The 16,512-nt window shown below is 32.4% G+C and carries 14 protein-coding genes and 2 pseudogenes; all 16 read left to right on the forward strand.

The window, feature by feature from the left end; genetic code table 11:
* The 16 genes and pseudogenes from LOS89_RS02595 to LOS89_RS02670 all read left to right on the forward strand — a co-directional run bounded on the left by LOS89_RS02595 (window position 1) and on the right by LOS89_RS02670 (window position 16,507).
* Entirely contained in the window at window positions 1-1,164 is a 1,164-nt protein-coding gene (locus LOS89_RS02595; RefSeq protein ID WP_231836167.1) for a glycosyltransferase, read from the forward strand.
* A gap of 44 nt (window positions 1,165-1,208) precedes the next feature.
* Window positions 1,209-3,011 carry an acyltransferase family protein gene (locus LOS89_RS02600; RefSeq protein ID WP_231836168.1) on the forward strand — a complete coding sequence of 601 codons (1,803 nt, stop codon included), beginning with the start codon at window positions 1,209-1,211 and terminating at the stop codon, window positions 3,009-3,011.
* Window positions 3,012-3,041: 30 nt separating this feature from the next.
* Window positions 3,042-4,241: a glycosyltransferase gene (locus LOS89_RS02605; RefSeq protein ID WP_231836169.1), complete on the forward strand. Its 1,200-nt coding sequence runs from the start codon at window positions 3,042-3,044 to the stop codon at window positions 4,239-4,241.
* Entirely contained in the window at window positions 4,225-5,379 is a 1,155-nt protein-coding gene (locus tag LOS89_RS02610) for a glycosyltransferase family 4 protein (protein WP_231836171.1), read from the forward strand. The genes LOS89_RS02605 and LOS89_RS02610 overlap by 17 nt, the downstream gene beginning before the upstream one ends.
* Window positions 5,366-5,491: pseudogene (locus LOS89_RS02615) on the forward strand (polysaccharide biosynthesis protein); the annotation flags it as partial. The gene LOS89_RS02610 and the pseudogene LOS89_RS02615, both read left to right, overlap by 14 nt.
* Before the next feature lie 50 nt (window positions 5,492-5,541).
* On the forward strand, window positions 5,542-6,555 hold the full coding sequence (locus LOS89_RS02620; RefSeq protein ID WP_231836173.1) for a virulence RhuM family protein: 1,014 nt from the start codon (window positions 5,542-5,544) through the stop codon (window positions 6,553-6,555).
* Window positions 6,556-6,579: 24 nt separating this feature from the next.
* Window positions 6,580-7,623, forward strand: a complete 1,044-nt coding sequence (locus LOS89_RS02625) for a polysaccharide biosynthesis protein (protein ID WP_231836175.1) — start codon at window positions 6,580-6,582, stop codon at window positions 7,621-7,623.
* Window positions 7,624-7,717: 94 nt separating this feature from the next.
* Complete coding sequence (locus LOS89_RS02630; RefSeq protein ID WP_231836177.1) at window positions 7,718-8,140, forward strand: WxcM-like domain-containing protein; 423 nt, start codon at window positions 7,718-7,720, stop codon at window positions 8,138-8,140.
* A 30-nt stretch (window positions 8,141-8,170) separates the two neighbouring features.
* Window positions 8,171-9,289 carry a polysaccharide biosynthesis C-terminal domain-containing protein gene (locus LOS89_RS02635; protein ID WP_231836178.1) on the forward strand — a complete coding sequence of 373 codons (1,119 nt, stop codon included), beginning with the start codon at window positions 8,171-8,173 and terminating at the stop codon, window positions 9,287-9,289.
* Window positions 9,290-9,321: 32 nt separating this feature from the next.
* Window positions 9,322-10,464, forward strand: coding sequence for a non-hydrolyzing UDP-N-acetylglucosamine 2-epimerase (wecB, locus tag LOS89_RS02640; RefSeq protein WP_231836180.1), 1,143 nt, complete (start codon window positions 9,322-9,324; stop codon window positions 10,462-10,464).
* Window positions 10,465-10,469: 5 nt separating this feature from the next.
* The gene (locus tag LOS89_RS02645) at window positions 10,470-11,672 is read left to right on the forward strand and encodes a glycosyltransferase family 4 protein (protein ID WP_231836182.1); all 1,203 of its coding nucleotides are present in this window, start codon (window positions 10,470-10,472) and stop codon (window positions 11,670-11,672) included.
* A gap of 450 nt (window positions 11,673-12,122) precedes the next feature.
* A complete protein-coding gene (locus tag LOS89_RS02650; protein WP_231836183.1) occupies window positions 12,123-12,566 on the forward strand; it encodes an endonuclease domain-containing protein in 444 nt (147 codons plus the stop codon).
* Between the two features lie 706 nt (window positions 12,567-13,272).
* Window positions 13,273-13,467, forward strand: a pseudogene (locus tag LOS89_RS02655) (sugar transferase); the annotation flags it as partial.
* Window positions 13,468-13,747: 280 nt separating this feature from the next.
* Window positions 13,748-15,241 carry a Fic family protein gene (locus tag LOS89_RS02660; protein WP_231836185.1) on the forward strand — a complete coding sequence of 498 codons (1,494 nt, stop codon included), beginning with the start codon at window positions 13,748-13,750 and terminating at the stop codon, window positions 15,239-15,241.
* Window positions 15,242-15,244: 3 nt separating this feature from the next.
* A complete protein-coding gene (locus LOS89_RS02665; RefSeq protein ID WP_231836186.1) occupies window positions 15,245-15,847 on the forward strand; it encodes a sugar transferase in 603 nt (200 codons plus the stop codon).
* 9 nt (window positions 15,848-15,856) lie between these two features.
* Complete coding sequence (locus LOS89_RS02670; protein WP_231836187.1) at window positions 15,857-16,507, forward strand: acetyltransferase; 651 nt, start codon at window positions 15,857-15,859, stop codon at window positions 16,505-16,507.
* Window positions 16,508-16,512: the final 5 nt, after the last annotated feature.

Below are 16,512 nucleotides of genomic sequence, written 5' to 3' on the forward strand. Positions count from 1 at the left end.
ATGAAAAATATTCTTTTTGTTATTACAAGTTTCCGCCACGGAGGCACCAATAAAAGTTTAGAGAATTTACTTTCTTTAATAGATACTGAAAAATATCAAGTGGATGTATTTGCTATGGAGCATTACGGCCCCTATGAATCCATGCTTCCAAATTGCACTATTTTACCCAAAGATAAGTGGCTGCACGCATTGATTGCTCAATTTCGGGACACAAAGGGAATCACTAAACTAAGAAGCATTACTTTGAAAGTATTGCGAAAGTTGATGACAAGTTTGGGTATGAATTTATCGGTGTATTTGTATAAAAATGCCATTCACAGTATTTCCAAAAACAAAAGCTATGATACAGTAATAGCTTTTAGTGAAGGAGCACCCACTGCCTTTGCACAGCACTTTAAGGCTCCTAACAAAATTGCATGGATACATTGCGACTATGAAAGTTATATGTTGCTTAATAATCAACCCGATGAAACAACGATGTATCAAGCTTATCAGTCTATTGTTTGTGTGTCGGACTTTACAAAAGATAGATTTTGTAAAATAATACCTTCACTCAGCTGCAAAGCTTGTGCCATACATAATGTTATCAATGTTAGCGAGGTTAAGCATTTATCAGAAAAAATAATAAATGAGAAATATTACAATGAAGATGTGTTTAACATTGTATCTGTTGGAAGAATAAATATAATCAAGCGATTTGATGAAATTCCTCAAATCGCAAGAACGCTTTTGGACAAAGGGTACAAATTTAATTGGATTCTTATAGGACCTGAAGGGGAACCGCATGAACAAAAGTGTTTATTGGAGAATATTAAAAAATACCGTGTTCAAGATACTTTTATTTGGATTGGAGAAAAAGATAATCCATATCCCTATATCAAAAATAGTGATTTGTTAGTTAATATATCAATTTCAGAAGCCTGTCCTTATGTTATTAATGAAGCAAAAGTTTTACACATTCCTGTCATTTGCACTAATTTTGGTTCAGCAGTAGAATTTGTAGATCATGATGTAAATGGACTAATTGCTCCGCTTGTAAATATTGTAGACGCTATTGAACTGCTAGTTAAAGACAAAAAACAATACAACCGTATAAAAATCAATCTTGAAAAATTTTCATATGATAATCAAACGATACTGAATAAAATTTACAAAATTTTGTAATCAGTCAATGATTTTAAAATTACTTCTTAACAAGTTAAATTAATATGGGTATAGCTTACAGAAACGATATAGATGGCTTACGCGCTTTAGCGGTATTATCTGTAATTATTTTTCACTTAGGTTTTTTACCAAACGGCTATTTAGGTGTAGATGTTTTTTTCGTAATAAGTGGTTATTTGATTACTGGAATTGTTTATAAAGAAGTCTGTGAAAATAAATTTTCAATTTTAAAATTTTATGAAAGAAGATTAAGAAGAATAACTCCTTTAGTTTTGTTTGTAACAATTGTTGCTTTGACAATTGGATATTTCGTTATGCTACCTGATGATTTGGAAAATTTAGCCCAATCTGTATTTGCCTCTAATTTAATGGTAAATAATATTTTAATGTATATCACATCTAGTGATTATTGGGCTGTTAGAAATGATTACTTGCCATTGATGCATACTTGGAGTTTAGGTATTGAAGAGCAGTTTTATTTATTATACCCATTGATATTTACCATTCTTGGAGGAAGACGGAAAAAATATATTTTACCTTCAATTGTATTGATTTTTATTGTTTCATTTTATTTTTTCCTGCAATCAAATAATGCAGCACAAAAATTTTATTTATTTCACTTTAGAGTTTTTGAATTATCATTTGGAGGAATATTAGCTATTCTCAAAATAAATAAGCCACATTTGACTATATTTTCTCTGAATAAAAAATATTTATTGTACATTTTATTTTCTCTATTGACCATTTTACTTTTGACTAATTTTATAGTGTCTAATGATATTAAAGTTGTATTAGTAGTTTTATTAACAACAGGGGTTTTAGTTTTAGGTGACAATTATTATAATTCAAATAATTTATACAAGAAATTAACCACTAACAAAATTGTGTCGTTAATAGGGAAAATAAGTTTTAGCTTATATATGTGGCATCAATTAGTTTTTGCCTTTTCTAGATATGTGTTTGTTGAAAATATAACCTTGCAAAATTCAATTTTTCTTCTTTCAATAGTTTTTGTCCTATCTTTTATAAGTTATCATTTGATTGAGAACCCATTTAGAAACAGATTAATAATTAAAACAAAGCCTTTTTTATTCATTCTTACTTCTTCGTTTATACTTGTTTTAGTACTATCATTATATATTTATTCATTAGGTGGTATTGTAAGGAATGTGCCCGAGCTAGGTATAGTTAAATCAAATCACAATAAGGAATTTAATTTTTTTAGTGCTAGTGATAATATTCATATCCAATATAATGAGGCTATCAGGAAATTAAATATACCGTTTGATGAGAAAAATAGATCACTAAAAAAAGTTCTTGTACTAGGAAATAGTTTTGGTCGAGATTTTACTAATGTATTATTAGAATCTACTTTTAATAATCAAATTCAAGTAAGATATTCAACCGTTTATGATAATAAGACTGAACTTAGGGATAAAATTAAAAATGCGGATTTTGTATTTATTTGTAGTGATTATAAAAGAATTAGTGAAGACTTAACACAATTAAATGGTATTGATATTGATCCAATTAAAACCTTTGTAGTTGGCACTAAAGATTTTGGTAATAGTAATGGTATAAGTTACAATAAAAAAGATAAAGATTTTAAAACGTATCGAGTTGAAATGAAGAAAGGCATTCTTCAAGAGGAAATTAATTTAAAAAACCAATGGAGAAGTCGTTATATTAGTTTACTAAATTTGATTGCAGATAAGGAAGGTAAAGTTTTAGTTTTTACGCCAAATGGTAAGTATATAAGTCAAGATACTACTCACTTTACACAATACGGGGCTAGTTTTTTTGCAGGTCTTTTAGAATCTCAATTAAAAAATATTTTTGAGAACTGAGTTCAACTTTTTTAAAAACATAACATATTTATGGTTAAAAATAAAATTATTTACACGGGAGCATTTCGTTTTCCGATTGGTGATGCAGCAGCAGCTCGTGTACTAAATAATGCTAAGATATTAAGAGAACTAGGATATGATGTTGTTTTCATTAGCTTTGGAGGAGAGGCACGAGAAGAGGATAAACAAAGTGATGGTCAATATTATTATCAAGGGTTTCCTTATATCTTATCCAATGATATAGACATTCCAGAGTCTAATATTATAAAAAGAATAATTAGATTTCTATTTTCTGGCCGTAAAGCATTGAGCATCATAAATAACAATTTGAAAAATGTCCATTCAATTATTGCATATCAACCTTCATCTTATTTCACAAAGAAATTGTTAGCGCTTTGCAAAAATCATTCTATTCAGCTCATAACGGATCTCACAGAATGGTATTCACCTAACGAATTTCCCGGTGGGGCTTTTGCGCCTCCGGCTTGGTTAAACGAATGGAATATGCGTGTAACGCAAAAAAGAGTTAAGAGTAAAATCTTAATTAGTTCTTTTTTGAATCATTTTTATCATGATTCCAACAATGCAGTTCTTCCACCATTAACTGACAGCAAGGAGGATAAATGGAATATCTATAAAGAAGTAATGACGAAATTTGATGGTGTGCGTATTATCTATGCAGGTACACCAGGAAAAAAAGATGCATTGGAAAAAATGTTGGATGCTGTTATACATTGTTTAAATAATGGACTGAAATTACAATTTGTTGTGTTGGGTGTAAAGAAAGAAGACATAAGCCATTATAAAAATAGTAAAGAGGTAACCAATTTTTCTAGTAACATTATTTTATGTGGCAGAGTACCACAAACAGAGGTTCCTTCTTATTATCATGTATCCGATTTTTCTCTGCTTATGCGTGAGCGCAATAGGAAAAACATGGCAGGATTCCCAACCAAGTTTGCAGAATCCAATATGGCAGGTTGCCCAGTTATAATAAACGATACGAGTGATATTCGTAGTTTTGTTGAAAATGGTGTGAATGGTTTTCTCATTCCAAATTTTTCCTTAACGGAAATAATTAGAACTTTAGGTAAAGTAGTACAGCTACCTCCTGAAACCATTGCTCGGATGAAAACAAATACTAAAGAAAAAGCTTTGAAAAATTTTGATTTCAGAGCATATATTGAAGAAATGAAGAAAATAATACAAAAAAATGATTTTAGGAATTGATGCTACAAATATCAGAACAGGGGGAGGTTTAACTCATTTAAAAGAGGTTCTTTCTAATGCTACTCCAAAGCAATTTGGTTTTGAAATAGTAGTAATTTGGTCAAGTCAAGCAACTTTAGACAAATTGCCTAATTTTGATTGGCTAGACAAACAATCTCATCCCTATTTGAATAAAGGTTTTTTAGCTTCTTTTTTCTTTCAAATAGTTATGCTGCCCAAAATGGCAAAACAAAAGAAATGCAGTGTAGTTTTTGTTCCAGGAGGTACTTTTTTAGGAAATTTTAGGCCTTTTGTTACAATGTCTCAAAACATGTTGCCTTTTGAATTCAAAGAAGCGTCTAGATTTAAAAGTTTTTCGGTTAGACTTCGTTTTTTAATATTATTTTTTTTACAATCTTTTACTTTTAAAAGAGCTAACGGCATTGTTTTTTTAACTAATTATGCATTCAATTTTATATCAAAAAAAATAAAATTGAATAATAAAAAGAACATTATAATCCCTCATGGGATAAGTAAAGAATTTTTGAATCATCCCAAAAATCAAATAGATATAGAAAATTACTCCAAAGAGAATCCTTTTAAAATTTTATACGTTTCTATTGTGACTGCTTATAAGCATCAATGGAATGTTGCAGAAGCAGTATTAAAATTACATCAAGAAGGGTTTCCAATCCAATTGAATTTAATTGGACCATATACAAATGAAAGTATATCAAAATTATCAGTATTTTTGCAAAAGAAAGAAAATGTAAAGGTTATCAATTATTTAGGAAGTATTCCTCATAAAGAGCTGTCAAACTTCTACAAAGAAGCAGATACTTTTGTATTTGCATCCACTTGCGAAAATATGCCAATCATTTTAATTGAAGCAATGACAGCGGGCTTGCCAATAGCTTGTAGTGAAAAACAACCCATGCCAGAAGTTTTAGAAGATGCTGGAATTTATTTTGATGCCACAAACTCAGAAAGTATATACAATGGAATAAAGCAACTTTTGTTGGATTCAAATCAAAGACAAATAATTGCAACGAAAGCTTTTGAAAAGACTAAAAATTATACTTGGAAAAATTGTTCAAACCATACTTTTCAATATTTACAAAACATAGCAATACAATATAACCATTATGTTAAAAAATAAAATTCTCCTCATCACAGGCGGTACAGGTTCATTTGGGAATGCTGTTTTACATCGTTTTTTACATACGGATCATTTCAGTGAAATCCGAATTTTTTCTCGAGATGAGAAGAAATAGCTTGACCTACATGATATATAAAAGATAAATAAAAAAAGGCAGCATCAATGGCAAAAAATAAACTACAAATACGCAACAGTACCGCTGAGTTTTTAATTTTTACTTCGCAAACGGGTGAAAACACCCTTGAGGTACGTGTTGAAAATGAAACCGTTTGGCTTTCGCAAAAATTGATAGCGGAATTATTTGGAATTCAGAGACCTGCTGTTACCAAACATCTCAAAAATATTTTTGAATCGGGTGAGCTAAAGGAAAAATCAGTTAGTTCCATTTTGGAACATACTGCCGCAGATGGAAAAACGTATAATACCCTATTTTACAATCTTGATGCCATTATTTCAGTAGGTTATCGTGTAAATTCTACCAGAGCAACACAATTTCGGCAGTGGGCGACTTCTGTTTTGAGAGATTTTGCCATTCGAGGCTATGTGTTGGATAAAGAACGATTGAAGAACGGATCGTTTTTAAACCAAGAATATTTTGACCATTTGCTTGCGGAAATCCGTGAAATCCGTGCAAGTGAAAGACGTTTCTACCAAAAGATTGCCGATATTTATTCCACAGCCATAGATTACAATCCCGATACAGAAGTTACTCAGACATTTTTTGCTTCGGTTCAAAACAAAATGCACTTTGCAATTCATGGAAACACCGCCGCAGAAGTGATAATGAACCGTGCCGATAGCGAAAAAGAAAATATGGGTTTGACTTCTTGGAAAAACGCACCGCAAGGAAAAATTCTGAAAAACGATGTTTCAATTGCAAAAAATTACCTCACGGAAACAGAATTAAAACATCTTGACCGATTTGTTACGATGTATTTGGATTATGCCGAAACTCAAGCTGAGCAAAACATTCCAATGACAATGAATGATTGGGCGGGAAAATTAAATGCATTTTTGCAATTCAACCAAAAAGATATTTTGCAAAATGCAGGAAAAGTAACAACTGCTATTGCTAAAGCATTTGCCGAAAGTGAATTTGAAAAATATCGCATCATTCAGGACAAATTTTTTGAAAGTGATTTTGACAAAATCATAAAACGAATTGAAAAAGAGTAAAAATAAATCTCAACAGTATATAAAATGCAAAAAATAAAAAATAAAACACTTTTAATAACAGGCGGTACAGGTTCATTTGGGAATGCTGTTTTAAATCGTTTTTTAAATACCGATCATTTTAGTGAAATCCGTATTTTTTCGCGCGATGAGAAAAAACAAGACGATATGCGTAACCAATTAAAGAGCGATAAGCTCAAGTTTTACATTGGTGATGTGAGGGATTATGCAAGTATAGAACGTGCTATGCGCGGTGTTGACTATGTTTTTCATGCTGCGGCTTTGAAGCAGGTGCCTTCTTGTGAGTTTTTCCCAATGGAAGCTGTAAAGACTAATGTTATGGGAACGCAAAACGCTATTGATGCTGCTGTTGCTAATAAGGTTTCTAAAATAATCTGTTTAAGTACAGATAAGGCGGCTTATCCTATAAATGCTATGGGAATTTCTAAAGCAATGATGGAAAAGGTGGCTGTGGCTGCTTCAAGAGCAATTCCTAACAACGATACAACGGTGTGTTTAACCCGTTATGGAAACGTAATGGCCTCAAGAGGTTCGGTGATTCCTTTGTTTTTAAATCAAATTAAAACAGGGCAAACGCTAACCATTACCGATCCGAATATGACTCGTTTTTTAATGTCATTGGATGAAGCAGTAGAATTGGTTTTGTTTGCTTTTGAGCACGGAAATCAAGGTGATTTGTTTGTTAATAAAGCGCCTGCAGGAACTATTGGCGATTTAGCGCAAGCATTAAAAGAGCTTAGTAATGCCACTAATGAAATTAAAGTAATTGGAACCAGACACGGCGAAAAATTATACGAAACACTTTGCACCCGTGAAGAAATGATTAAAGCCGAAGATATGGGTGAATTCTATAGAGTTCCTGCCGATAATCGCGACTTGAATTATGCTCAATATTTCTCTGAAGGTGAACAAGATATATCTGAAATTGAAGATTATCATTCTCATAATACGGAGCAATTAGGTGTAGAAGGAATGAAGCAATTGTTATCAAAATTGCCTTTAATTAGAAAAGAAATTTTTGGTGAAGATGTGGCGCAAATGCCTGGATGATTTAGTGAATAGTGATTAGTGAATAGTGATTAGTGAATAGTGATTGGTGGTCAGTAGTCAGTTAAGTTAGAATTTGTTGTTATATAGAAATATTATGAAAGTGCTTCCGCAAATAATTAAAGGTAATAGTCATGCCGATGACAGAGGTGTTTTGCAATTTAATAACGATTTTAATGCTTTAGGAGTAAAAAGAATTTATACAATTGAAAATAGAGATACTGCATTTGTTCGTGGTTGGCAAGGTCATAAAATAGAGCAACGTTGGTTTTCTGCTGTTCAAGGTTCTTTTAAAATTGTGCTGATTGCCATTGATGACTGGGTTACTCCTTCAATAGATTTAGAGCAACATCACTTTGTTTTAGATTCGCTTAAAATGGATATTTTGCATGTTCCTCCAGGCTATGTTTCCAGCATTCAAGCATTGGAAGAATCCTCCAAACTGTTGCTTATGTCTGATTATTTATTGGGTGAAATATCGGATGAATACCGATACGATATTACTTATTTTAAAAAATAAAAAGGGTTTCCCTTAAACAAGAATAAAATTATGCTAAAAATAGGAATTACAGGACAAGCTGGATTTGTAGGCAAACATTTGTACAATACCTTGGCTCTTTTTCAAGAAGAGTTTGAAAGAGTTGATTTTCAAAAAGAGTTTTTTGAGGATGCTGCAAAATTGAACGATTTTGTTTCGCAATGTGATGTTATTGTGCATCTTGCTGCTATGAATAGACACAATGATCCACAAGTAATATATGATACTAATGTAGGTTTAGCAACTAAATTGGTTCAAGCACTTGAAGCAACCAACAGCAAAGCTCATGTGATTTTTTCCTCTTCAACTCAAGAGGAAAGAGACAATTTGTATGGTAAGTCTAAAAAAGAAGCTAGAGAATTATTAGCCAATTGGGCAAAAAAATCAGAAGGAAACTTCACAGGATTGATTATTCCGAATGTTTTTGGACCTTTTGGTCATCCCAACTATAATTCGGTTGTAGCTACTTTTAGTCATAAAATTGCCAGAAATGAAACACCTACTATTGATGTTGACGGCGATTTAAAACTTATTTACGTTGGTGAATTGGTGGACGAAATTTTGAAAGAAATTAGAATTGGCGATAGCAAAGATGAAGTTTTAGTACCGCATACCTCAGAATCTAAAGTTTCTAGAATTCTTTCTTTGTTAGAAAGGTATAAAGAACAATATCAAGATAGCGGAATTATACCAGAATTAAGCAGCAAGTTTGAGGTGAATTTATTTAATACTTTTCGTTGTTATATGGATATTGCCAATCATTTTCCAGTAAAATTCACACAACATATCGATCCAAGAGGCGCATTTGTTGAGGTGATACGATTGAATGTGGGCGGACAAGTTTCATTCTCTACAACGGTTCCAGGAATTACAAGAGGAAACCATTTTCATACTAGAAAAATTGAACGTTTTGCAGTAATAAAAGGCAAGGCATTAATACAGTTAAGACAAATTGGCACTCAAGATACGCACGATTTTTATTTAAATGGAGATGAACCTGCTTATGTAGATATGCCAGTTTGGTACACGCATAATATTAAAAATGTGGGTGAAGAGGAATTGTATACGATTTTTTGGATTAATGAATTTTATGATCCGAATGATCCGGATACGTATTTTGAAAATGTTTAATTATATTGTTATAAAGAACTAAAAAATAAAAAATGAAGGCAAGATTAAAAGTAATGACCGTTGTGGGTACACGACCAGAAATAATTCGCTTATCAAGAGTGATGGCTGCTTTAGACCATTCGGAAGCTATAGAACATATTATTGTTCACACTGGTCAAAATTATGATTACGAATTAAATCAAATCTTTTTTGATGATTTAGGAATTCGTAAACCCGATTTTTTCTTGAATGCTGCTGGTGCCACTGCAACCGAAACCGTAGGTCAGATATTAATAAAAATTGATCCCTTACTTGAAACCGAAAAACCAGATGCCTTTTTGGTTTTAGGCGATACCAATAGTTGTCTTTGTGCAATACCAGCTAAAAAACGACACATTCCAATTTTCCACATGGAAGCTGGAAATCGTTGTTTTGACCAAAGGGTTCCTGAGGAAACCAATCGTAAAATTGTAGATCATGTTTCTGATATTAATTTGACTTATAGTGATATTGCTCGAGAATATTTATTGCGTGAAGGTTTGCCAGCCGATAGAATTATCAAAACTGGTTCGCCAATGTATGAAGTTTTAAATCACTATTTGCCTACAATTGAAGCATCAGATGTTTTGGAGCGTTTAGAACTTGAAGAAGGTAAGTTTTTTGTAGTTTCATCTCACAGAGAAGAAAACATCAATAGTGAAAAAAACTTTAGAGGCTTAATGGAAAGTCTTAATTTGATTGCTGAGAAATACAATTATCCAATTATTGTAAGTACACATCCAAGGACGCGCAATATGATTGATAAAAAGAATATTGAGATGCATAAAAATGTACAATTTTTAAAGCCACTAGGTTTTAATGATTACAATGCATTACAAATGCGTTCGTTTGCGGTTTTATCTGATTCTGGAACTATTTCTGAAGAATCATCGACCTTGAATTTTAGAGCATTAAATATTAGAGATGCACACGAACGTCCAGAAGCAATGGAAGAAGCATCGGTAATGATGGTTGGATTAAATCCAGAACGAATTATGCAAGGATTAGTGCAATTACAATATCAAAAAGTAGGTAAGGAAAGAAATTTTAGACCTGTTGCGGATTATTCTATGCCTAATGTATCCGATAAAATGGTTCGTATTATTTTAAGTTATACCGATTATATTAAAAGAACCGTTTGGTCGGAAGAAATTTAGTAGTTATGAATGTACTTTTTTTGACCTTAGTTGAAATTAATTCTGTTGAAGAACGCGGGATTTATCAAGATTTATTACGAAAATTTCGTGATGAGGGTCATGATGTAACTATTGTTACTCCTGTTGAGCGTAGAAGAAAAATTCCAACGAATTTAATTCAAAAAGAGGGCGTTTCCATATTACAAGTTAAAACATTAAATATTCAGAAAACCCATATCATTGAAAAAGGAATAGGGACTTTAGCTATTGAATATCAATATCTATATGCCATAAAAAAGTTTTTTCCTTTCAAAAAGTTTGATTTGATTTTGTATTCGACACCGCCAATTACTTTTGCTAAAGTAATTGAGTTTGTGAAGAAAAGAGACCATGCAAAATCATATTTACTTTTAAAAGATATATTTCCGCAAAATGCGGTGGATATGAAGATGTTAAAAAAGGGTAGTTTTTTACACCAGCAGTTTGAAAAGAAAGAAAAAAAATTATACCATATTTCCGACACCATAGGCTGTATGTCTCCTGCTAACGTGGATTTTGTCTTGAGTCATAATCCTGAAATTGAAAGGAATAAAGTGGAAGTTAATCCCAATACTATAGCACCAAAAGACTTTAATTTTTCGGAAGCACAAAAAATAGCAATTCGCAGCAAATATAATATTCCAATAGATAAGAAGATTTTAGTTTATGGAGGTAATCTAGGAAAACCACAAGGATTGGATTTTTTATTGGAAACAATTACAGCTACAACTCATGAAAATCTGTTTTTTTTAGTTGTTGGAGACGGTACAGCGTTTTTAAGAATTCAGGAATGGTTTTCCAAAACAAAACCTTCCAATGCTTTGCTTTTACAGCGTTTACCCAAGGAAGATTATGATCAACTATTATCTTCTTGTGATGTAGGGTTGATTTTTTTAAACAAACATTTTCTAATTCCTAACTTTCCTTCCAGATTATTATCCTATTTGGAAATGAAGATGCCTGTTTTAGCAGCTACAGATCCTAATACAGATATTGGCAATATAATTGAAAATGCGAATTGCGGGTATAAAGTACTCTCAGGAGATCAAGATGAAATGCAATTCAAGTTGAATAAATTGTTTTTTGAGGATAATTTAGAAGAGTTGGGTAACAATGCTTATGCTTTATTGAGAAAGGAATATATGGTAGATCGTTCCTATAATTTGATTATTGAAAGGAGTGAAAAGTGAGAAGTGGTTGGTTTATAAATTGTATAAAGTTTTGTTTTTTTACGATTTACAGATTTAGATATAAAACAAAATATGTTTTCAGTTGGTATAACGTTAGAACAAGTTGTGCAAGAATTGATTAATAAAACAAACAATCGTTAATGCCTCTAAAGTTCCCTCGAGGGGACAATTGTACTATAGAATCTTTATTTATTGAGGTTTTCAGTTGAATTATGATACACCCCTAAAGTCCCCTCGAGGGGACAATTCCTAGAGTCACTATTTATTTGTTTGTAGTTTAAAGATGATTGGTAATGATTGTTTTAGGAACACGGATTTGAATAATTTGGGAAATTTTTGAAATTTTAATTCCATTAAATTGTTTAGAAGAATTGTCCCCTTGAGGGGACTACAGGGGTGTATGGGATTTTCTTCAAAAAATATAATATATTTGTATAGCTACTTTTAAAAATGAAAAACAAAATCATTCCCTATAATCCCAAACTAAAAGAATACGCTAAAGAACTTCGAAAAAACAGCACACTTAGCGAAGTACTACTTTGGCAACAAATTAAAAATAAAGCGCTAGGAGTTCAGTTTCATAGGCAAGTTCCCATGTTAGAATACATTGTAGATTTTTATTGTCATGAATTGATGTTAGCTATAGAAATTGATGGCGATAGTCATTTATATAAATATGAATATGATATCAAGCGCCAAGGTGAATTAGAAAAAGAAGGTGTTGTTTTTTTGCGATTTACAGATTTAGATATAAAACAAAATATGTTTTCAGTTGGTATAACGTTAGAACAAGTTGTGCAAGAATTGATTGTTAAAAAAAATGTTAACACCCCTAATCCCGATAGCTATCGGGACCTCAAGGGGACAATTCCTAGTATCACTCTTTATTTGTAAGTAGTTTAAAGATGATTGGTAATGATTGTTTTAGGAACACGGATTTGAATAATTTGGGAAATTTTTGAAATTTTAATTGGGAAGGAATCTTTGAAATTTGGAACGCGGATGATGCGGATTTAACGGATGGTCGCGGGTTTTTCTTTGCGTTGTGGTTAAATAATAGTTCGCTAAAGCGAAGGTGGATGGTGACGGATTTTTGGGAACACGGATTGGAATAATTTGGGAAATTTTTGAAATTTTAATTGGGAAGGAATCTTTGAAATTTGGAACGCGGATGATGCGGATTTAACGGATGGTCGCGGGTTTTTCTTCGCGTTGTGTTGAAGGATTCGCTGAAGCGAAGGGTGATGGGGACGGATTTTTGGTACACGGATTGGAATAATTTGGGAAATTTTTGAAATATTTGAATGTGGATAACGGAGGCTGAGGTTCTCGAAGCCGTAGTTTTGGAACGCGGATGATGCGGATTTAACGGATGGTCGCGGGTTTTTCTTTGCGTTGTGGTTAAATACTAGTTCGCTAAAGCGAAGGTGGATGGTGGCGGATTTTTTGGAACACGGATTGGAGAAATTTTGGGAATTTTTAAAATTTTAATTGGGATAGATTTTCATCATTTTGGTATTTGGATAAAGCGAGGTTTGTTGAGGCGAAACTTTGAGGTGAAAGGGAATGAAAAATAAAAATAAATAAACTATTATAACTTATATATAAAGCCTACTTCAAGAGAATATTTGACTTTTTAGCAGCTTTTTTTGGTTTTCTGTTGCTTAGTCCGATATTTATAATAGTTACTATAGGTTTGTTTTTTGACAATCAAGGGTAACCCTTTTTCTTTCAAATCCGACCTGGTAAAGGTGAACAATTGTTTCGAATTGTTAAGTTCAAGACTATGAATGAATGATATAAGAGAAGAGAAATGCTTCCTTTTTTAGCAAAATTTACATAAATAATCGATTTGTTATCGATTATCTGTGTAAAAAATACTATTTTTATAACTTTAACTAGTGCTCCTGATGGTAATTAGTTTAATTTAGAACTATTCTTGTTCCTTGTGTTGTCATGCTTACTTTACTTAAAGTTTACCGATTTTTAAATGACTGGCTTTGTTTTAGCGTTAAAAATTTGTATTTTTAATTTTACTACAGGATTCAAAAAAAATATTAATTACACTTAAAGAAATGAATAAGTCTGAATTTATCCATAAACTAGCCGAACTCGAATGGGAAGATTTTGAGGTTAAAGAAGCTAAAGCTGAAGTGCCTAAATCCTCTTGGGAGACGGTTAGTGCTTTTGCTAATTCTTCGGGAGGTTGGCTTGTATTTGGAGTAAAACAAATTGGAAAATTTTTCGAAATTCAAGGGGTTACTAATCCTGAAAAAATAGAGCAAGATTTTTTAAGTATTCTTAGAGGTGATAAATTCAATGTTTCTTTAGTTCCTAAATCGATAAAATATATTTTTGAAGGCAAGACCGTTCTTGCTTTTTATATTTCGGCTTCCAATAGAAAGCCTGTTTACTTTAATCAGCAGGTTAATACCTATATTAGAAGAGGCAGTGCAGATAATAAAGCAACCAAAGAAGAAATTGATGCTATGTATCGTGACCAATCTTTTGGCACCCAATCTTCTGAAATTGCCTTGGGAACGAATCGTAATAGTTTAAGCGAGAGCTCCTTGTTGCGCTATCGAAATTATATGGCACGTTTTAATCCTAATGTAAGTTATAATCGATATGATGAAGATGAGTTTTTGCAAAAGCTACGCATTATAGAGAATGGAAGTTGTACGTATGGTGGTTTATTAGTTTTAGGAAAAAGAGCCGTAATTGAAAAATATTTTCCTGATTTCCGCATTGATTTATTGGAGGTTCCGGGGACTTCTTATTCCGATGCTCAATCTCGATATACATTTCGTTTAGACGAACAGGAAAATTTATGGGAATATTATTTTGAGTGTTTTATTAGATTGAAACAAAAAGTTGATGTTACTTTCAAACTTTCTTCTGAAGGTTTTGGAGAAGAGCTTTCCACAGGGCTAACGGCTATTAGAGAGGCGCTAGTGAATTTATTAATGCACGCGGATTATTTTTCACCGGCTCATTCTAGAATTCGAATTTTTACCAATAGAATTGAATTTTTCAATCCAGGTGGTTTGCCGAAACCAATTGAAGAATTAAAAGAAAAGGATCTTTCCATTCCACGAAATCCGATTATATCAAAACTTTTTAGAATGGTCAAATTAGCTGAAAATGCTGGTTTTGGCTTTGATAAAATGGAGTCTAATTGGTTGCAATATAACCAATCGATGCCTGAATACCAATTAGCATTTGATTCCGTTACCACTTGTTTTACTCTTACGACTGTTGATGAAAGAGGGGTTGCCAAGCAAGTTACCCCGCAAGTTACCCCGCAAGTTACCCCGCAAGTTACCCCGCAAGTAGATTATTTAATGAAATGCCTATCATCCAATACAAGTTTTACAAGAGATGTGCTACAAGCTGCAGTGGGATTAAAAGATAGGGAAAATTTTCGTTTGAATTATCTAAAGCCGGCATTAGAACTTGGCTTGATAGAAATGACCCTTCCACACAAACCTAATAGCAAATTGCAGCGGTATCATTTAACTGAAAAAGGAGTTGAATGGAAACAAAAAACACAAAACGAAACCTTGTAATTCATGTATAAAAATTATTTTAAACGCCTATTTGATTTTACAGCTGCCTTAGTTGGTTTGTTACTGCTAAGTCCATTATTTATATTGGTTACGCTTGGTTTGTTTATTGCCAACCAAGGGAAGCCATTTTTCTTTCAAATTCGTCCCGGTAAAAATGAAAAATTGTTTCGAATTGTGAAGTTTAAGACGATGAACGACAAAAAAGATGTAACTGGTGATTTGTTACCCGATGCTCAAAGATTGACTAAAATTGGTAACTTTGTCAGGAAAACATCTTTGGACGAAATTCCGCAATTGCTTAATGTGTTGAAAGGCGATATGTCTTTAATTGGTCCGAGGCCTTTGTTGCCGGAGTATTTACCGTTATATAACGAAGTTCAAAAAAGAAGGCACGAAGTTCGACCAGGAATAACGGGTTGGGCGCAAGTCAATGGACGAAATGCTATTAGTTGGGAACAAAAATTTGAATATGATGTTTGGTATGTCAACCATATCAGTTTGTGGTTAGATATAAAAATTTTATTTTTAACTGTTAAAAAAGTGTTTGTTCGCGAAGGGATTTCGCAAGACGGACAAGCTACTATGGAATATTTTAAAGGGAATTGATAATTATTTATGAAAAACATAGCTATTTTTGGAGCTGGAGGTTTTGGGAGAGAGGTAAAAACGATTATTGATGCTATCAATAAACAAACTCCAAATACGTATAATTTTATTGGATTTTATGATGACGGTATCAAGAAAGATACTATCGTAAATGGTTTTCCTGTTCTGGGAGGAGTAGAGGATTTTAATAAAGTTATATCTAATTTAGAATTGGTAATTGCAATAGGGGATTCTGCGGTAAAGAAAAAAATAATTGAAAAAATTGACAATAAATTTATTTCATTTCCTTCTCTAATACATCCTAAAGTTTCAATTTCGTCAGATGATGTTAAATTGGGCAAAGGATGTATAATATGTGAAGGTACTATTATTACATGTAATATTATTATAGGGAATTTTGTGGTTTTTAATTTGATGTGTACTGTGGGGCATGATACTGTAATTGAGGATTTTTGTGCTTTTATGCCTGCTGTTAATATCTCTGGAGAAGTTGTTGTTAGAGAATCTGTTTATGTAGGAACAGGAGTCAAAATCATCAATTTATTAGAAATAGGAAAAAACACTATAGTAGGTGCGGGAGCAGTAGTCTCAAAATCTTTGCCTGCAAATTGCACAGCAGTAGGGATTCCTGCAAAACCAATAAAATTTCATAATTCATAATTAAT

It is taken from the genome of Flavobacterium channae (genome assembly GCF_021172165.1).
In the GTDB taxonomy this organism is placed as follows: domain Bacteria; phylum Bacteroidota; class Bacteroidia; order Flavobacteriales; family Flavobacteriaceae; genus Flavobacterium; species Flavobacterium channae.